Genomic DNA, 18,750 nt, shown 5'->3' with positions numbered 1-18,750 from the left:
TCTACCTTCCCCCTAAAAATTCATATATGAAATGTATAAGCGCTGAAATGCTTCTTCGTTGCCAAGGACCCTTTCTTCGGCTCCGGAAGCCGCGTCCTGCAGATCCTGAATGGAAAGCGTTCCCGCCACCAGAGCTGCTGCCCCTTGGAGGGCCGTATTGCCGACAGCCGTCGCCTTATCGGCTAAATCGGGCGGCAAGAGGCCGATGACGGCGGCTTTCTCCGGATCGAGGCGATAGCCAAAACCTCCGGCGAGACAGACCCGATCGATGCGCCGGCGGTCCATGCCGCTCCCTTCGATGAGGGTTTCAATCCCGGCCCGAATGGCGCTCTTGGCCATCTGGATTTCACGGATATCCTTCTGACTGAGGACGATCCGTTCATAATCGAGGGTCGACCCCAGGGTAAAGCCCATGCTGAAGTACGGTTCCTCTAATTTTCCCGTCTCATCGACCAGTCCCGCTGAGACCAGGCCGGCCATGGCTTCGATGATGCCGGTCCCGCAGATGCCGACGGGAACGGCGCCGTCAATAGTGCGGACAATGGCCTTGCTGCCTTCGATGCGGACGCCGCAGATGGCCCCGGAAATGCTGGCCGTCCCCCAGGTCAGCTTGCCCCCTTCGAGAGCCGGTCCGGCCGGCGCCGAGGCGATGAAGCGCTGATCCCGATTGCCGAGGACCAATTCCCCGTTGGTCCCTAAGTCGATGAACAAGGTAACCTCGTCGGAGTCCATGAGGCCCGAAGCGGCAATGCCGGCCGTAATGTCGCCGCCGACGTAGGTACTCATGCCGGGAATGAGGGTCACCGGGCAGTCCGACAGAAAGTCGCTCCCAAAGACGTCTTTAAAAGCGTAGGTCTCGCCGCCTAAGGATACCGGCGTAAAGGGCCAGTTGCCCAGTCCCTTACAAGACCAGCCCATGAGCAGGTGAAGCATGGTCGTATTGGCGGCAATGGCTACAGCCCGGCACGAGGTTCGTCCCTCGGGGTGATCGTCAAAGAGGGTTTCCATCAGTCCCAGGATGTCCTTGCGAACGGCCTTCTGCAAAGCCTTTCCCTTGCCCTTATTGGCGGCATCGATACGGCTGATGACGTCGGCACCAAAGGAGCGCTGCCGGCTTGCCGTCGTCGCCGTGGCCACGATACGGCCGTCGGTCCGGTCGACGAGGGCTGCGGCGATGGTCGTCGTTCCGATGTCGATGGCGATGCCGCAGCCATGGTTGGCCAACAAAGCCGAATCTTGTTCCGCATCTTCTTGAAGGGCCAGGGCTGAAAAGCCCTGCTGTTCGCGAAGGGGCACGGCGATCTTCGTTTCTTCCGTCGTTTCAGCCTGACAGGCCAGTCGCCAGCCTTCGCGCAATTGACTGTCGGAAAAAACGTTTCGGTCGGCCGGTGTCACGGCAAGTTTTCCCGCCACGACGCGGACGCGGCACTTCCCGCAGCGTCCCTTGCCGCCGCAGGGCATGGAAAGATCCGTCCCCTGGGCCTGAATAGCCTCATCGACCTTAACCCCGGCCGGAACGGTCACGACGGCCTCGCCACTGTCCTTCCGGCGGTCGCAATCGGTCTTGGGGCAGGACGCACAGTCATGGGCGGCGTGAAAGACCTTGGGATCGGAGCCGATATCAAAGACCAGGGTCATCGATTTGGCCGGTGACAGGACCAAATCTTTATTGACGCTCACGCCCAGGGACTGACCGGCCTTCGTTTCCGCTACGGCATCGGCCTGGGATGACAAGGGGATGTCGCTGCCCGGTTCGTGACGGCCGGTAATGCCACAGCCTTTTTGCTTACAAATGAGCTGAAGCTGCTGCAGGACCTCTTCTTCAAGGGCCATGAGGCAGGTATCGGCCAAGGCATTGAACAACAAGGAATCCATGACGTCGCCGTCTTTTTCGTACTCATCGAGTTTACGGCTGACGGCAGCCCCTAAGGTCAGGACGGCATAGAGCGTATCGTCGGTAAAGGCCAGTGCGGCCTTGGCCTGCATCAGTGGGCGCAGAATCGTCACCAGTTCCTGACAGCGAATGAGGCTCTTGTCCCTTCCGAGACCGCCCTCTTTATAGCCGGCAAATTGCAATGCCTGATCTACGTCGGGGACGATCCTAGGTCCCCTTAAAATACGAATATCGGCCATGAGCCCTCCCCCTTTACATAATTATTTATGCTCTATTATAACGAAAAAATAAGGATACTGCCACCGATAATGGCAAATTTATCGGATTTTACCGCTGACAGGCTAAAAATTGTCCCACTTCCACGGTTCCAGGCGATGATGTACCTCCTGCCGTAAGCCCAACGCCCGGGCCGATATACAGGCCGTCTCCTGGCTGACGACCATGCCATATCCCTTCTTGACGGCCCTTTCTGATTGGCGTATAATAACTTGGTAAGACTTTACGCGCTGATTACATGGGCCTATAGCTCAGCGGTAGAGCCACCGGCTCATAACCGGTTGGTCCTTGGTTCGATCCCAAGTGGGCCCACCAGATCATATGAAAATACGACGACAGGTGTCTAAGCATACCTTGTCGTCGTATTTTTTTGTTTCTGTATCACCAAAGTCCTAGTCCGTCACCGTCAAGTGATGATGCATCTCCCGTGCTTCATATAAATCAATAATATGCGCTGCCCGCTGGCGAACGAAGTTTGTCAGGCGTGCCAGGGTCACCTCCGGCAAGGGACAAGTGGGATGATTTTCAAAGGAAAAGGTCGTCAATTTTTGGAGGCCCTCTAAATGGCGCGGTTCCACAAAGAATTGAGCCAGGGCATCGAAGGGCATCGACGTCCCTCTCCCGCCGGGACCTGCCATATAGTCTTCGAGGTGGTCCAAATCATAGGTACTGGCATCATAAAGAAGAGAGCGTCCGTTGTCAAAAATCGGCGCCGGCCCGATCCATGCTCCCGTATCATTATCGATGAGATAGCCGTAATTCCCGTAGTGGCGGTCCTTGTTGCAGATAAGGGCGTCAAAGACCATGAGATCGGCGTAAGCTTCTCTGCCATAGAGCTGGGCCATACGCTCATGAGCGGCTAAGGTTTCATCATCTAAGGAAGCCCAATCGAGGCCCTGTTGAGAAAAATACGTATGGGCATCGACATAGCCCACGTCGGCACAGGTAAAGAGCTCGCACAGGCACACCGTTTCCTTCGTCCCGTCGGCCTGGGTGTACCACTCCAGTTCATAGGGAATGTGGGGTAGTTCCATGACCTCAGCCACCTGGGCGGCATACCATTCTAAGGTCGCCTGGGTCCGGCCGTCAGAGCGCGGCATAAAGCCGTCGCCTTTTTGTAAATAGAGGCGCCCATCCCGCCGAATCCAGCATTTTTTCAAAGCCCCGCAGGTCGTAAGCTCCGGCGTCGCCAGAGGTCCCTGAAAAGGCCCGCCCTCTCCGGTAAAGGCGACGGCTGCCATCCCTTCCTCAAAGGGATGATCGTAGAGATTGCAGTCGGCCCAGGAAGGCGAAATATCCGTAGCCGTGATCCAATAAGCATCGTTCAGGGACAGGGCCTTCGTCACATCGACGTAGGTCATGAGCTGTCCGTCGTCGTGAATGGCTGCCTCCATGGCCTCAGCAAAATGGCGGTGCCGCGGAAGTTTTCGGCTCCGTATCCAATCGGCCAGCTTCTTTCCCGTAAGGGGGACTCCCGTTTTTAAGGCCGCCGGAAATAAGGCCTGCTGATCTACATGTACCTTGTCGATGACAAGTTCATCGGTACCGGGTAAACTCCCGTCGCCACCCCCTTGCCGCCGATAGAGGGAAAATTCGATCAGTGCCGTATCTTTCGCACGCAGTGTATAGGCCTTGACCGTCTCGTCTGTCATACTTCATCCTCCTTAACGCGTTCAACGGTAAAAAAACGTCTATCCCGATGTACCGTACATGGCAAAAAATGCCTCTAACGCTAAGATTTTTTTACAACCTTCGTGTTCTCATAATCTATATCATTAATTATATCATAAAGAGGGCGCCCCTCCCCATCAGGGCCCAAGACAAAAAAACTCCTCCGCCAGGCGACCGTCACGGCAGCCTCGTATCGGAGGAGTTCGTTTGTTAGGTTAAATTGTCTGTTTGCACGTTTCCGGCGTAAAGACCAGGACCCGGTTGGCAAAGGAGCATTTGGCCTTCATGTCATCAAAGAGCTTTCCTTCTTTGAAGAATTCGGCTTTCCCGGTTAACAGGCAGCCCGTGCCCATGCCCATCTTGCCCTGTACTTCATGGCTTCCGATGACGACTTCGATATAGGGATTGTCATCGACGTTCTTTTCGGTCTTGATGAAGCCGAAGCAAGGGATGAGGATCTTTTCATCGTCGGTGACGATGAGGTACTTGTTCCACGTATTGGCGATGTGAGCTCGACCGTCTTTTCCGGCCGAGGCGACGGACACGATGCCGTCATGCTTGATGCAATCGAAGAAAATATCGGTTAACATGAGTAGCCTCCTTTACTGATTGACTTTTGCCAACATATCCTGAACGGCCTGATATTCACTGTCAGCGGCAAAATCGTGTTGACTCTTGCCCTGTACGTCATAGCGCAGCCAGACCTTGCCGTCGGCCATGACCTTACAGTCTTTCACGGAAAAGACGATGGGCTGGTCGTCGGAAAAACCGGGACGGGCCATGAATAAGGTCTGCGTGTCGGCACTGCCGTCGGCTGCCGGGGCGATGACGACACTGACTTCGTCGCATAAGCCTTCCTGAAGGAAGCTCCAGTTGATCGCTCCCCCGCCGGCCAGCATGACCGAATCGAGGTGCAGGACCTCTTTCAGTTTACGGCACGTAAGAGAGAGATCAATCTGGTCCTTCCCGCAGATCAAGTAGCTGACGCCCTTGTCGCGCAGGTAGGCTTTGTAGGCATTGGACGCCTGTTCCGACAGGACTTCGACGACCTGAGCTTTTTCATGACCGTAGAAATCAGTAAGCTGCCCCGTTTCCCAGGCCACGCGCCCTTTGGAATCGGTGACGACGAGGTAGAATCCCGTCTTGCCGTCGTCGGCTAAAAAGTCTCCACCCGGCACGGGAGCGGCGTTTTCATCGACAGCCGGCGTTTTATAAAAAGTAAAATTGTCTTCAATTGTCGTCCGGCCGTTTAAGAGAGCCTGAGGCTTAAAATACGCTTTAGGGCCGGCAAATAAGGTATAGAAGGAATCTTCTTCGGCGTTGGTTTCTTCAATCCAAAGGTACTTACCCATGATCTTGCCGTCGAGAGACGTCTCCATATGGCAGAAGATGTGGGGCCGATTGGCTTTATCCATAAAACTACCTCCTAAGAGAAACGACAACGTATATAAATCTATAATATAGAAATAAACGGCTTAGAGGAAATCCTTGATTTTTTCCCGCTTGCCCCAGTTGCGGAGCTTGCTTAAGGCCTTGCCTTCGATCTGGCGGATACGTTCACGAGTGACGTTAAAGTGCTGGCCTACTTCTTCCAAGGTCCGCGGCCGGCCGTCTTTCAGGCCAAAGCGCAGGTAGAGGACCTTTCGTTCGCGGTCCGTAAGGCACGAGAAGACGTCTTCGATCTGTTCTTTCAAGAGGATGAAGGACGCAGCGTCGTCAGGTGCAACGGCTTCCGAGTCTTCGATGAAATCGCCTAAGTGAGAATCTTCTTCTTCGCCAATCGGCGTTTCCAAGGACACCGGTTCCTGGGCGATCTTCATGATTTCCCGAACGCGTTCGACGGGGATATCCATCTTTTCGGCGATTTCTTCCGGAAGGGGTTCACGGCCCTTGTCCTGGAGGAGCTGACGGGAAATGCGGATCAGTTTATTGATCGTTTCGACCATGTGGACCGGGATTCGGATCGTCCGGGCCTGGTCGGCAATGGCGCGGGTAATGGCCTGGCGGATCCACCAGGTAGCATAGGTACTGAATTTATAGCCCTTGCTGTAGTCGAATTTATCGACGGCTTTCAAGAGGCCCAGATTGCCTTCTTGAATGAGGTCCAAGAAGAGCATGCCCCGGCCGACGTAGCGCTTGGCAATGCTGACGACGAGGCGCAGGTTGGCGTCGGTCAGTTTCTTCTTGGCGATCGTGCCGGCTTTGATGTCTTCTTCCGTCGCGTCGGGAGCGTTCCCCTGTTCAATGGCCTTGGCCAGGGTGATTTCTTCCGTCGCCGACAAGAGGGGCACGCGGCCGATTTCTTTTAAGTACATACGGACCGGGTCGTCGATGTTGATGCCTTCGGGCACGCTGAGGTCGACATTGTGCATATCCGGTACTTTTTCCGTATCTTCGTCATCTATTTCATCACGATCGCGCATGGAATCTTCTTCACCGATGATGTCAATACCCTTATCGGCAAAGAGTTCATACATCTTGTCGATCTGGTCCGGCGTCAGGTCGTCTTCTTCCATGAGGTTCATGATTTCCGTATAAGTCAAGCTGCCTTTCTTCTGCCCCGTTTGCAGGAGTTGCTGTATGTGCTGCAGGGCCAGGGCCTGGCGTTCTTTTTCCGAGAGGGCCGGCTTTGCTGCCGCCTCTTTTTTCTTCGTCGTCTTGCGGCGTACGGTTTTCTTTGTCGTTTTATTCGTTTCGTTCATATCGTCTGTCTTTTTATTCACCATGGTGTACAGGCTCCTTTCTGCTCCTTAAGACCATTGCTTCATTTCATCGTTAATTTGTTTGCAGACGGCAAGCTCAGCTGCCAATCTGGCATCGCCCGTGCGGCTGTAGCCGGCAGCCAGGCGACTGTGTTCAAGGTACTGTTTTTGCAGGTCCGCCAGGCGAAACCGTTTGACGTAATCCATCAACACGTTTTCGTCCAACGGGACGTCTTGCAGAACCATAATTCTTGCAACTTCTTCGGCCTCCTCAGGAGTTAATTTTTGCTGGATGTCATGTAGTGTGTACATCCCTTGGTGTGCATATGTATCTAATATAATTTGATAAATACGGCGGCGCCGTTCATCGGCAAAGACCGAGGCATCTACCTTGGCGCTGATGCGCTCACAAGAAGCTGGCTTTTCCAGGAGAAAGCGCAGGATGTTTTCTTCGGCGACCGCCATGGTTCCCGTGCCGCGGGCGGCGGCATTGTGCTGCGATACGGACGGGGATATGACGACCTGCTGTTGTCCTGCCTCCGGATGGGCTGCGACGTATTTATTAAATTCACTGCGAACGGCGTCTTCCCCGATTTGCAGCTGGCCGGCCAGTTTTTTCAAAAAGGCCTCTAAGAGGACCCGGTTGTCGACGGCTGCGACGACGGGGAGAACCATGGCCGTAATGGACGATTTCCCTTCAAGGGTCGTGGCATCGTAGAGGGAAAGGGCCCGGTTTAGCATGTAGTCGAGGACGTTGGGCGCGTCGTTTACGGCGTCCCGGAATTTTTCCGGACCGGCAGCATTGATGTATTCATCAGGGTCCTTGCCTTGCGGCAGGGACAGGATGCGGATGCGCATGCCAAGACCCCTTACGATGGTCATGGCCCGCTGGGTCGCCTGCCGGCCGGCGCCGTCCATATCGTAGGCTAGGACCAGTTCTTTGGCCTGACGCTGGAGGAGCCGCGCCTGTTCATCCGTAAAGGACGTCCCAAGAGACGCTACGACGTTGTGGATGCCCCGGTTATGGGCCGAGACGACATCCATATAGCCTTCGACCAATACGGCCTTGCCCTCGTCGAAGATGGCTTTATGGGCCATATCCATGGCAAACAAGAGGCGCCGTTTATTGAAGATCGGCGTTTCCGGGGAGTTTAAGTATTTCGGCTTGCTGTCGTCGAGGACGCGGCCACCGAACCCGACGATGCGGCTGCGGCCATCTCTGATGGGAAACATGACCCGGCCGCGGAAGGCGTCGTAAAAGTGGCCGTTTTTTTCTTTTGCCAGGCCCAGTGCAACCAGTTCTTTGCCGGTGACGCCTTTTTTCATAAAGGCGCCGGTCAGCTTATCCCAGCTGTCCGGTGCAAAGCCCAGCTTAAAGGCGTCAATCGTATCGTCAGACACGTGACGCTTGTGGAAATAGGCCAGCCCCGGTTCACCATAATGGGTCTGTACCAGGCAGTTATGGAAAAAATTCCCTGCCATTTCATTGATTTCATAGAGTCGGTCCCGCAGTTTATCGCGGGCCATTTCTTCAGCCGACCGTTCGACGACGGGCAGGGCAATATGAGCCCGTTCGGCCAATCGCTCGACGGCGTCTGAAAAGGAAAGGTTTTCTTTTTTCATGATAAACTGAAAGACATCGCCGTGGGCATGACAGCCGAAGCAGTAGAAAAATCCCTTGTCGGCCGTGACGCTGAAGGACGCCGTCTTTTCATTATGGAAAGGACAGCAGGCCCAAAAATTGCGGCCCCTCCGATTCAGCGCGACGTAGTCCGAAATGACGCTGACGATGTCATTCGCCTGGCGAACCTGTTCAATAAATTCGCTGGAAAACCGTTTCACTCACTATCACCTGCTTTGTTTCAATTAAGCTGATGTATTTATATATTCTCTATGGACCTGTCCAATTCCTTCTTTTTGAAAGGCCCTTTTCACATAAATGCCAAAAACGGATACATAGCCTTTCTATGTTATACTATTTCGACACATAGCGTCAAGTTTCCTGTTTATAAAGGTAACTTTTTTCTTCATTTTCTCAGAATCAGCGTATTTCCTTGGCTGCGGGCTAAAATATAGCCCACCTCTTTTCCTGAAATGTGTGGATTTATTTATTTCTATTGGGTATAATAAGGATAGACAACGCCAAGATAGAGGAATATGCCAATGATTCATTTTACAGTCGGTCCGCTCCACCGGCCTACGACCGTAGCCGGCGCGATGAAACACTTCGGCGTCTCATCGACACTGCGGCGCCGCATCAAGCACAGCGGCAGCTGTACCATCAACGGCCAGCCTGCCTCGACACGCGATTTCGTCCGCGAAGGAGATGTCGTTTCCATCGTCATTCCCGTCAAAAACGAATTTGCGCCCGAGGATATCCCCATCGGCATCGTCTACGAAGACGACTACCTCATGGTCATCGATAAACCGGCAGGCATCTTAATGCATCCGACGTCGGCCGTCCGAGACGGAACGCTGGCTAACGCCGTAGCTTACCACTACGAAAAGACCGGTCAGCACTGCTCATACCACCCCATGCATCGCCTCGATAAAAACACGTCGGGCCTGTGCATGGTCGCCAAAGAACCGCAGATTCAGTATGCTTTCGACAAGAAAGATCTCAGCTATAAACGGCTGTATCTCGCGATTTGTCAGGGACGATACCCTGCGCGGGTCACAACTGTACACGCCCCCATCGGAAGATGTCCCGACAGCATCATTACCCGCTGCGTCCGGCCCGATGGAAAGCAGGCTCATTCCGATTTTACCTGCCTGGCCAGGAATGACGAATACAGTCTGCTCCAAGTCGTACTGCATACCGGACGGACTCATCAGATCCGGGTCCACAGCAGTTATCTCGGCTATCCCCTCGTCGGGGATGATCTATACGGCGGTTCGCGCCGCCTCATGCAGCGCCAGGCGCTTCACGCCTACTGCCTGCAGTTTACCCACCCCATGACGCATCGCTTCATTACCGTTAATTCCCAGCTGCCTGAAGATATGGACGCCCTCGTCCGTCAGGCCGGCTGGAATTATATACATTAACACTATTCTATACGTAACTTGTAGGAGGAATGTAAACATGCCATTAATTGGAACTACAGAAATGTTTAAAAAAGCCTATGAAGGCCACTATGCTATCGGTGCATTCAACATCAACAACATGGAAATCGTCCAGGCTGTCACAGAAGCCGCTGCTGAATTGAAATCCCCGATCATCCTTCAGGCTTCGGCCGGTGCCCGCAAATATGCGAAACCGTCGTACTTGAAACATCTCGTAGCCGCAGCCCTGGAAGATTACGATCTCCCCATCGCCCTTCACCTCGACCACGGTGCTGACTTTGAAACCTGCAAAGACTGCATCGACAGCGGTTTCACGTCTGTCATGATCGACGGCTCCAAACATTCTTTCGAAGACAATATCGCTTTGACGAAAAAAGTCGTTGAATACGCTCATTCCAAGGGCGTCGTCGTCGAAGGCGAACTCGGCCAGCTGGCTGGCATCGAAGACGATGTCAACGTCTCGGCTGAAGAAGCTCACTACACCCGTCCGGAAGAAGTCGAAGAATTCGTATCCCGCACGGGCGTCGATTCCCTGGCTATCGCTATCGGCACCAGCCACGGCGCTTTCAAATTCACTCCGGAACAGTGCACCCGCAACGCTGACGGCGTTCTCGTACCGCCGACGCTCCGCTTCGACATCCTCGAAGACGTTTCCAAACGCCTGCCGGGCTTCCCGATCGTACTCCACGGCGCATCTTCCGTCGTACCGGAATACGTTAAGATCATCAACGCCAACGGCGGCGACCTGGCTGATGCTGTCGGTATCCCCGAAGATCAGCTCCGTAAAGCAGCTTCCCTGTCGGTCTGCAAGATCAACATCGACTCCGACCTCCGTCTCGGCCTGACTGCCGGCATCCGTCAGCACATGGCTCAGCATCCGGATCACTTCGACCCGCGTCAGTACCTGACCGACGGCCGTCAGTTCGTCCATGACATCGTAGCTCACAAGATCAAAGCCGTTCTCGGTTCGGAAGGTAAAGCCTAATCGCATGTCCTGCAAAAAAAGTATTGATTTTTTCTGTGGCATATGGTAAAATTTCTTCTAGTGTTCTTGTAAATTAGGGAGGTGAATCCATTGCCGCAGATTAAATCCAACATGAAAACGATGGAAAAAGACGCAGCTCGTCATGCAGCTAACTCTCGAGTAAAATCTTCGGTTCATACCGCTATCCGCCGTACGAACGAAGCTATCCTCGGCGGTGACGCTGATGCCGTTAAACAGGCATTTGATAAAGCTAGCAGCGTAATCGACAGCGCCGCACGTAAAGGCGTTCTCCATAAAAATACGGCAGCTCGTAAAAAATCCCGTTTGGCTTCCAAAGTCAATGCGATGGGCAAATAAGTTGAACTGTAGAAAAAGCGTTGTCCTCTGAGCCAACGCTTTTTTCGTATAAGGAGGTTTCTATGTTCCCCCACCGCAGCCAGTGGCGTCATTTTCTGACCCTGTTTTTTCCCCTGCTCCTGACCCAGATGGCCCAAGTCGGCACGTCGGTCTTCAGCTCGATTTTCAGCGGCCGCGCCGGTACCGTCGATCTGGCCGGTGTCGCCGTCGCCGTCAACATTTGGATTCCCGTCTTTGCCGGCCTGTGCGGCCTCTTCTTCGGCATCTCGCCGATCATCGCCCAGCTCCGCGGCGCCCAAAAGACGGACGAAATCCCCGTCTACATCATGCAGGGCCTCTATCTAAGCCTGGCCTTTACGGTCGTTATCTTCCTAGCCGGCTATGTGCTGCTGCCGCCTTTTCTCGACTTCATGGGCCTTGAACCGAGGGTCCATTATATCGCCTGGGGATATCTCAAAGCCCTGTCCTTAGGCCTGGTCCCGATCTGCCTGCAGGCGACGATGCGCTACGTCGTCGACGCCCACGGCAAGACCCAGGTTTCGATGGCCATCCTCATGACCAACCTGGTCCTGACCATCATCCTCTTTCGCCTGCTCATCTTCGGCGCCGGCCCCATTCCGGCCATGGGCGGCATCGGCACGGGCTATGCCATTACCATTGCCGGCTGGGTGTCCTTCTTGCTCTTCGTCGCCGTCCTGACCTTTATGGAGCCCTTTCGCTCGTACGGCCTGTGGCGCCGTCTGCGCCCTTTCAGCTGGTATCACGCCTACCATCAGTTAGAGCTTGGCATTCCCATCTTCATCGCCGTCTTCTGTGAAACCAGCCTCTTTTCCATCGTCAGCCTCTTGATGGCTGAATTTGGTACCCTCTATCTGGCCGCCAACCAGGCCGCCATCAGCTTCACGACCCTGACCTATACCATTCCCTGGAGCATCAGCCTGGCGGCGACCATCGTCATCGGCTACGAAGTGGGTGCCAAAAACTACCATGGCGCCCGGCAATACGCCGTCCTCTGTCAAATCACGGCCCTCATCATCGCCGTCGGCGTGACCCTCTTTACCTACGTCTTCGTCGATGACATTTCCGCCATTTTCACGACCGACGCCGAAACCTTCCGGGTTCTTCGTACCTTCCTGTTATGCGCCGTGGCCTTTGCCTTCTGCGACGCCATGGGAACGCCCGTCCAGGGTATCCTTCGCGGCTACAAAGACGTCCGCATCATTACCTACATCGCCTTCATCACCTACTGGTTCATCAGTATCCCCATGGGCTATGCCATGGCTCATCTCACGCCCTATGGCCCCTTCGGCTACTGGCTCAGCCTGATCATCAGCCTGGCCATCAACGCCGCGGCCTTAAACTGGCGCCTGTGGAAACAGACCGCTTGGCGATTTTCATAACCCTATAAAGGAGTTGATTCTTATGCCTACTACCGCACAATTAACGGCCTATGCTAAGGTTTTACTGCAAAAGGGCCTCAATCTTCAAAAAGAACAGACCTTAGTCATCAATGCCCCCGTCGAAGGCCACGACTTCGTCACCTTACTGACCAAAGAAGCCTATACGATGGGTGCCGCTGAAGTCGTCGTCAACTGGCGCAGTGACGATATGACCCGCCTGCGCTACGAATACGAAGACCTGTCGTCCTTCGAGACCCTGCCCGATTGGCGCCGCGACTTCAGCCTCCATTACTACCATAAAAAAGCGGCCTTCCTGAGCCTCATTTCGGCCAATCCCAAACTCTTGAGCGGCATCGATACCAAGAAGATCTTTGCCCAGCAGAAGGCCCATAACCAAGCTTTGAAGGAATATATCGACGGCATGATGGCCTCGAAGACGACGTGGCTCGTCGCTGCTGTCCCGAGTGCCGTCTGGGCCAAACTCCTCTACCCTGACCTTGATGCCCATAAGGCTTATGACGCCCTCTGGAATCAGATCCTGCAATCGTCCCGCTCGGACGGAAAAGATCCCTTGGCCGATTGGGATGCCCATTTAGCCAACCTCGAAGCCCGCCGGACGTGGATGACCAACCAGCACTTCACCAGCCTGCACTATACCAACAGCCTGGGAACGGACCTCACCGTCGGCCTTCCGGATAACCACATCTGGCAGGGCGGCATGGAAGAAACGGCCAGCGGCATCTTATTCAATGCCAACGTCCCGACGGAAGAAATCTATTCCGCCCCCCAAGCCGACGCCGTAAACGGCACGGTGTACAGCACGAGACCGCTCGTCTACAACGGCAATACTATCGACCGCTTCCACCTGACCTTTAAGGACGGCAAAGTCGTCGACGCCGCTGCCGAAATCGGTGAAGACGTCTTAAAGAAGCTCGTCGCCGTCGATGAAGGCGCCGGCCGCCTCGGTGAAGTGGCCCTCATCCCTTACGCCTCTCCTATTTCCCTCTCGGGCATCTTATTCTACGAAACTTTATTCGACGAAAATGCGTCGTGCCATTTGGCCCTCGGTGCCTCCTACCCGACCTGCCTTAAAGGCGGCACGGAACTCGACAAAGAAGGCCTTTCTAAAGCCGGACTCAACGACTCCATGATCCACGTCGACTTCATGGTCGGTTCCAAGGACCTGACCATTACGGGCCTCAAAAAAGACGGCACGGTCGTCCCCGTATTCACGAACGGAAACTGGGCCGAGTAACGATTACTTATTGACAACGGTCCCAAGCCGTGCTATTATAAGTTTCAACAACGATATATCTTTCATCCAGAGCAGCTGAGGGAATGGCCCGATGACGCTGCGGCAACCCCCATTCGGGAAGGTGCCAAGTCCACCGGAACATTCCGACAGATGAAGTAACACCGTATTGACGGCCGTCATCTGCATGACGGCCTTTTTTATTGTCTTTTTCCCTGTACGCCTGGCTCAAGGAGTGATACTGTGATTACCTTAAAGAACATTACCAAAACCTACGGCGGCGCTGCCCAAATCCAAGCCTTAAAGGGCATCAACCTGACCATCGAAGACGGCGAGATCTTCGGCATCATCGGCAAGAGCGGTGCCGGCAAATCGACCCTCGTCCGCTGCATCAATATGCTGGAAAAACCGACCAGCGGCCAAGTCATCATCGACGACAAGGACCTGTCGAAGATGAGCGATTCCGAACTTCGGGCAGAACGCAAGAACATCGGCATGATTTTCCAGCACTTCAACCTCCTCTCCTCGCGGACGGTAGCTGAAAACATCGCCTTCCCCCTGGAACTGATCGGCGCCTCGAAAGACGTCATCCACAAAAAAGTAGAATCCCTGTTAGAACTGGTCGGCCTCAGCGACAGAGCGTCCAACTATCCGTCCCAGCTCTCAGGCGGTCAGAAGCAGCGCGTCGGCATTGCCCGGGCCCTGGCCAGTGACCCCAAGATTCTCCTCTGCGACGAAGCGACATCAGCCCTCGATCCGCAGACGACGAAATCCATCCTGGAACTCCTCCAGGATATCAACCAGCGCATGGGCATCACCATCGTCATCATCACCCATGAAATGGCCGTCGTCCAAAACATCTGCCACCGGGCAGCCGTCATCGAAGGCGGCGTCATCAAGGAACTGGGCCGCGTCGTCGACATCTTCACCAATCCCCAGTCCCAGACCATGAAGGACTTCGTCACGTCGGTCATCAACATGGAACTGCCGACGGGCATCAAGAACCTCGGCGTCTCCGATCAGCCGACGCCAGACCGGGATATGCTGGTCCGCCTGCGCTTCAAAGGCAAGGCCACCCACGAACCGGTCGTCTCGGAAATCGTCAGCACCTTCCACGTCAAGGTCAGCGTCCTCTACGGCAACATCGACTACATCCAGGACGAACCCTTCGGCTACTTGATCATCGTCATCATGGGCGATATGGAAACCCAGGCCAAGGCCTTCTCGTATATTAAAACATTACCGATAGGAAGTGAGGTTTTAGGTTATGTCCCAAGAAATCATTAAGTTAATGCTCCAAGGCATTGAAGAAACGTTCTATATGGTCGCCGTGGCCACGGTCATCGCCGGCATCATCGGCATCCCCCTGGGGGTCACCTTAGTTACGACCAGTAAAGGCCACATCCTGCAGAACCTCTTCATCAACCGGATCTTAGGCACCATCGTCAACATCATCCGTTCCGTGCCCTTCATCATCCTCATGGTGGCCATCATCCCCTTGACCCGGCTCGTTGCCGGCACGTCCATCGGTACGGCAGCCGCCTGCGTGCCCTTGACCATCGTCGCCATCCCCTTCCTCAGCCGCCTCGTCGAAACGTCGATCCGCGACGTCGATTACGGCCTCGTCGAAGCTGCTGAATCCATGGGTGCGACGCCCTTCCAGATCATCCGCAAGGTCCTCCTGCCGGAAGCCCTGCCGACGATCATCAACAACGTCACAGTCCTCATCGTCAACCTCATCGGGGCATCGGCCATGGCCGGTGCCATCGGCGGCGGCGGCCTCGGGGATATCGCCATCCGCTACGGCTACCAGCGCTTCCGTCCCGACGTCATGTTAGCGACAATCATCATCCTCATCGTCGTCGTCAACCTCATCCAGTACGGCGGCGACCTGGCATCGCATAAAAAGAACAAGAAATAAAGGTATCGATCCGACATGGTCATGAACAGCGTAATTTCATGACCATGTCTTTTTTTGTGTCGGTCGCTCACGCTAAAAAACGGATATCCCTCCCCAGCAAGGAACGGCCTCTAAAAAAGTCTTATCGTCTAGGACACACCGGGGATAGCCTTCACGAACACTTTTATGTTATGGCAACAAAAAAAACGTCTCATGAACCGAAAGGGTCCACAAGACGTTTGTATAACTTCTTTATGCTTCTAATTGACCGACGATATCGCTGATATGGGCGATGCCCTGGTCTTTGCAGTATTGGTCCAGGCCTTCGGCGACGGTTTCGACGGCTCTGGGGTCGACGAAGTTATGGGCACCGACGGCGACGGTGCTGGCACCGGCCAGCATGAATTCTACCGCATCCTGCCAGGTCACGATACCGCCAAGACCCAGGATGGGAATGGAGACGGCCTTCGACGCCTGCCAGACCATGCGCAGGGCGATGGGCTTTACGGCCGGGCCGGACAAGCCACCAGTAATGTTTCCTAAAATAGGACGGCGCGTCGTGATGTCGATGGCCATGCCGGTCAGGGTGTTGATGAGGGAAAGGGCGTCGGCACCGGCTGCTTCGACGGCCTTAGCCATGGTCGTAATATCGGTGACGTTGGGCGATAATTTGACGATAACCGGCTTTTTCGTGTTGTCCTTGACGCTGCGCGTAACGGCGGCAGCGGCTTCAGGCTGGGTGCCAAAGACGATGCCCCCTTCTTTGACGTTAGGGCAGGAAATATTGACTTCAAGGCCGGCGACGCCGTCGACGTCGAGGTCGGCTGCGATTTGCCCGTATTCTTCGACACTGCCGGCAGAGACATTGACGATGAGCGGCGTCTTACAGGCAGCCCCTACCTTGGGCAGGATATCCCTTTTAAAGGCGTCGACGCCGGGGTTTTCCAGGCCGATGCAGTTGAGCATCCCGGCCGGCGTTTCGGCGACGCGGACACCGGGATTGCCCGGCCGCGGCAAGGGCGTAATGCCCTTGGAGATGATGGCCCCGACGGCGTCGAGGTCGAGAAAATCGGCGTATTCAATGCCGAATCCGAAGGTACCTGATGCGCCCATAACCGGCGTTTTCATGGAAATGCCGGCAAATTCTACGGCTATCCGTTCACTGATCATCAGAAAACCTCCTTTGCCGAAAAGACAGGACCGTCGGTACAGACTTTATAGCGCTTACCGTCCTGTTTGCTTTCAAAGGTACAGCCCAGGCAGACACCGATGCCGCAGGCCATCCGTTTTTCCATAGAAACTTCGCAGTCGATGCCGGCTTTGGCCGATCCTTCGGCAATGGTTTTCATCATCATCGTCGGACCGCAGACCGACACGCGGTCGATGGGATGCTCGGAAAAGATCGTCGGCAAGGCGTCGACGGCAAAGCCCTTGATGCCTTTCGAGCCGTCATCGGTCGTGACGTAAATCTGTTCGGCATAGGGTTCAAAAAACTCGGTCCAAAAGGTTTCGGCTGCCGTCTTACCGGCGACGAGCACGATGGGATGATCGAGCTGTTTCGCCAAGAAGATGAGCGGTGCCAGGCCCACCCCGCCGCCAGCCAGGAGTACCTTGCCGGGCGTCGTCGTAAAGATGCCGTCGCCTAAGGGGCCTTCGACGTTCAGGACGTCGCCGGGACGAAGGGCCTTCATTTCTTCCGTGCCGATACCGACCAGGCGGTAAATAATGGTCACCGTTCCGGCTTCCACATCGGCATCGACGATACCGAAAGGACGGCGCAAAAAGGTCTGTCCCCCATCGCGATGGACGTTGACAAATTGACCGGCCTTGGCTTCGCTCGCCGTCTTCGGCGCTTGGAAGACCATTTTCCAGACTTCCGGAATGATGGCTGTATTTTCGACAATGGTCGCCATTTCCACAAATTTTTTCACCCTCTGATCATCCTTCCTCTTCTTTATATAACGACTCTATTATCCCACGAATACGGCGAAAAGTACATATCTAAGTTTGGAATACGTAAAATTCCCCTTTCGCTTAGAAAGGACCTGCCGCGAACTTAGTCATTCAGTGTTTACGGCACCACTAAGGTTTTGGCAGCCCCCTGATACGGCGCAGGTCCTTGACGCCAGGCACCGAGTCGGATATACTTAACGTATCTATAACCATGTTCTGTCGTTTGTTAACGGCAGACAGCCCCTTGCGGTTTGCCACTCGATGTACATCAGTAAGGATGTATTGGTGGACATGGTTTCTTTTTTATGCCCTCCTGATAGGCACGCTCCCTTCACCGATCTTTTTTTCTCAGAGAAAAACAGCCTGCTGCCGATGATGGACAGCAGGCTGCGCTTCCTGTTTTTGCGTGTTAAAATCGATACTTTCGTCTTTTGCTGATTTCCTTACGCATCTTTTTGATATTGTCCTGGAAAAACCCTTTTTCTTTCATGGCAATGCGCGTATAAAGGACATCGCCAATGGCCATGTGAATCAACCGCGAGGCACCGGCTTCCGACATGTACTGGACTTCGCGGCCCATGCCGCAGAGGCAGATATCGGCTAATTTGGCCAATAAGGACTGACCGTGACTGGTAATGACGATGATACCGGCACCGGCTGCTTTCGCCGTCTGAACGGACTGTAACAGCTCTTTCGTCGCCCCGCTGTGGGAGACGGCAATGACGACGTCATCAGGCGTCACTAGGGCCGCTTCGGTAGCCTGCATATGGGAATCGGCATCGGCTCGGATGGCCAGACCCAGGCGCAAAAAAAGGGTCTCCATATCGGTACAGACCGTGGCCGAGTTGCCAAAGCCAAAGACATAGACTCTTTTGGCCGCTAAAATCATGGCTGCCGCCGCATCGAGGGCCTCGTAATCGAGGAGGCTCAGCGTATCCTGCAGCCCTTCGGAAATATTGGCAAAGACCTTAGAGGCGACGTCACGGCCGCCGTCACCGGCATCGATATCGTGAAAAGCTTTGGGCGGCGCTGCCGACATCCCTGCGGCCAGCATCAATTTTAACTCTTTCAGACCGCTGCAGCCTAATTTCTTACAAAATCGGGAAATCGTGATTTCCGAACTCTCGGTCTGCGCCGCCAAGTCGGCGACGGTCTGTTCCATGACGACGCCGATGTGATTGGCGATATAATCGGCAATACGGCGCTCTGACTTCGTCAGACCGCCGTATACGCTGCGCAGGACGGGAATTTGCTGGATCTTTTCTTCCATCAGCATCGCTCCTACTCATTATGTACT

Annotated in this window: 16 protein-coding genes, 1 tRNA gene and 1 riboswitch; of the genes, 8 read left to right on the top strand and 9 right to left on the bottom strand. The window is 54.6% G+C overall.

All coding sequences use genetic code 11. From position 1 onward, the window contains the following. Nucleotides 1-12: 12 nt before the first annotated feature. Entirely contained in the window at nucleotides 13-2,133 is a 2,121-nt protein-coding gene (locus tag HMPREF3201_RS05205) for an ASKHA domain-containing protein (protein WP_062412067.1), read from the bottom strand. A gap of 277 nt (nucleotides 2,134-2,410) precedes the next feature. Here HMPREF3201_RS05205 and HMPREF3201_RS05200 point away from each other — a divergent pair. Then, nucleotides 2,411-2,485 (top strand) — tRNA-Ile (locus tag HMPREF3201_RS05200). Nucleotides 2,486-2,562: 77 nt separating this feature from the next. Here the strand turns inward: HMPREF3201_RS05200 and HMPREF3201_RS05195 are convergent. The 5 genes from HMPREF3201_RS05195 to dnaG form a co-directional block, all read right to left on the bottom strand. Continuing rightward, nucleotides 2,563-3,822: a hypothetical protein gene (locus HMPREF3201_RS05195; RefSeq protein ID WP_062412066.1), complete on the bottom strand. Its 1,260-nt coding sequence runs from the start codon at nucleotides 3,820-3,822 to the stop codon at nucleotides 2,563-2,565. 234 nt (nucleotides 3,823-4,056) lie between these two features. Then, nucleotides 4,057-4,431, bottom strand: coding sequence for a pyridoxamine 5'-phosphate oxidase family protein (locus tag HMPREF3201_RS05190; protein WP_062412065.1), 375 nt, complete (start codon nucleotides 4,429-4,431; stop codon nucleotides 4,057-4,059). A gap of 12 nt (nucleotides 4,432-4,443) precedes the next feature. Beyond that, a complete protein-coding gene (locus HMPREF3201_RS05185) occupies nucleotides 4,444-5,256 on the bottom strand; it encodes a dihydrofolate reductase family protein (RefSeq protein ID WP_062412064.1) in 813 nt (270 codons plus the stop codon). 60 nt (nucleotides 5,257-5,316) lie between these two features. After that, the gene (gene rpoD / locus HMPREF3201_RS05180; protein ID WP_062412063.1) at nucleotides 5,317-6,567 is read right to left on the bottom strand and encodes an RNA polymerase sigma factor RpoD; all 1,251 of its coding nucleotides are present in this window, start codon (nucleotides 6,565-6,567) and stop codon (nucleotides 5,317-5,319) included. A gap of 24 nt (nucleotides 6,568-6,591) precedes the next feature. Further along, nucleotides 6,592-8,385 (bottom strand): DNA primase, encoded by a 1,794-nt coding sequence (gene dnaG / locus HMPREF3201_RS05175; RefSeq protein WP_062412062.1) that lies wholly within the window; start codon nucleotides 8,383-8,385, stop codon nucleotides 6,592-6,594. 321 nt (nucleotides 8,386-8,706) lie between these two features. Between dnaG and HMPREF3201_RS05170 the strand changes: the two genes are divergently transcribed. The 7 genes from HMPREF3201_RS05170 to HMPREF3201_RS05140 all read left to right on the top strand — a co-directional run bounded on the left by HMPREF3201_RS05170 (nucleotide 8,707) and on the right by HMPREF3201_RS05140 (nucleotide 15,521). After that, the gene (locus tag HMPREF3201_RS05170) at nucleotides 8,707-9,588 is read left to right on the top strand and encodes an RluA family pseudouridine synthase (protein ID WP_062412061.1); all 882 of its coding nucleotides are present in this window, start codon (nucleotides 8,707-8,709) and stop codon (nucleotides 9,586-9,588) included. Between the two features lie 37 nt (nucleotides 9,589-9,625). Then, on the top strand, nucleotides 9,626-10,591 hold the full coding sequence (fba, locus tag HMPREF3201_RS05165) for a class II fructose-1,6-bisphosphate aldolase (protein ID WP_062412060.1): 966 nt from the start codon (nucleotides 9,626-9,628) through the stop codon (nucleotides 10,589-10,591). Nucleotides 10,592-10,681: 90 nt separating this feature from the next. Further along, nucleotides 10,682-10,948, top strand: a complete 267-nt coding sequence (rpsT, locus tag HMPREF3201_RS05160; protein WP_044503935.1) for a 30S ribosomal protein S20 — start codon at nucleotides 10,682-10,684, stop codon at nucleotides 10,946-10,948. A gap of 62 nt (nucleotides 10,949-11,010) precedes the next feature. Next, nucleotides 11,011-12,348: an MATE family efflux transporter gene (locus HMPREF3201_RS05155; RefSeq protein ID WP_062412059.1), complete on the top strand. Its 1,338-nt coding sequence runs from the start codon at nucleotides 11,011-11,013 to the stop codon at nucleotides 12,346-12,348. Nucleotides 12,349-12,370: 22 nt separating this feature from the next. Beyond that, nucleotides 12,371-13,603 carry an aminopeptidase gene (locus HMPREF3201_RS05150; RefSeq protein WP_062412058.1) on the top strand — a complete coding sequence of 411 codons (1,233 nt, stop codon included), beginning with the start codon at nucleotides 12,371-12,373 and terminating at the stop codon, nucleotides 13,601-13,603. Nucleotides 13,604-13,662: 59 nt separating this feature from the next. Further along, a riboswitch (SAM riboswitch) is annotated at nucleotides 13,663-13,760 on the top strand. An 83-nt stretch (nucleotides 13,761-13,843) separates the two neighbouring features. Next, nucleotides 13,844-14,887, top strand: a complete 1,044-nt coding sequence (locus HMPREF3201_RS05145) for a methionine ABC transporter ATP-binding protein (protein WP_062412057.1) — start codon at nucleotides 13,844-13,846, stop codon at nucleotides 14,885-14,887. Next, a complete protein-coding gene (locus HMPREF3201_RS05140) occupies nucleotides 14,868-15,521 on the top strand; it encodes a methionine ABC transporter permease (protein ID WP_062412056.1) in 654 nt (217 codons plus the stop codon). The genes HMPREF3201_RS05145 and HMPREF3201_RS05140 overlap by 20 nt, the downstream gene beginning before the upstream one ends. Before the next feature lie 231 nt (nucleotides 15,522-15,752). On the opposite strand, the gene HMPREF3201_RS05135 is transcribed toward HMPREF3201_RS05140, so the two are convergent. From HMPREF3201_RS05135 to HMPREF3201_RS05125, 3 genes are all read right to left on the bottom strand, one after another. Next, a complete protein-coding gene (locus HMPREF3201_RS05135) occupies nucleotides 15,753-16,670 on the bottom strand; it encodes a dihydroorotate dehydrogenase (RefSeq protein ID WP_062412055.1) in 918 nt (305 codons plus the stop codon). Next, the gene (locus HMPREF3201_RS05130; RefSeq protein ID WP_062412054.1) at nucleotides 16,670-17,431 is read right to left on the bottom strand and encodes a dihydroorotate dehydrogenase electron transfer subunit; all 762 of its coding nucleotides are present in this window, start codon (nucleotides 17,429-17,431) and stop codon (nucleotides 16,670-16,672) included. Before HMPREF3201_RS05130 ends, HMPREF3201_RS05135 begins: the two co-directional genes overlap by 1 nt. Nucleotides 17,432-17,862: 431 nt before the next feature. Beyond that, nucleotides 17,863-18,723: a MurR/RpiR family transcriptional regulator gene (locus tag HMPREF3201_RS05125; protein ID WP_062412053.1), complete on the bottom strand. Its 861-nt coding sequence runs from the start codon at nucleotides 18,721-18,723 to the stop codon at nucleotides 17,863-17,865. Nucleotides 18,724-18,750 lie beyond the last annotated feature (27 nt).

Source organism: Megasphaera sp. MJR8396C (assembly GCF_001546855.1).
Taxonomy (GTDB): domain Bacteria; phylum Bacillota; class Negativicutes; order Veillonellales; family Megasphaeraceae; genus Megasphaera.
This window is presented reverse-complemented; position numbering and strand designations above follow the sequence as displayed.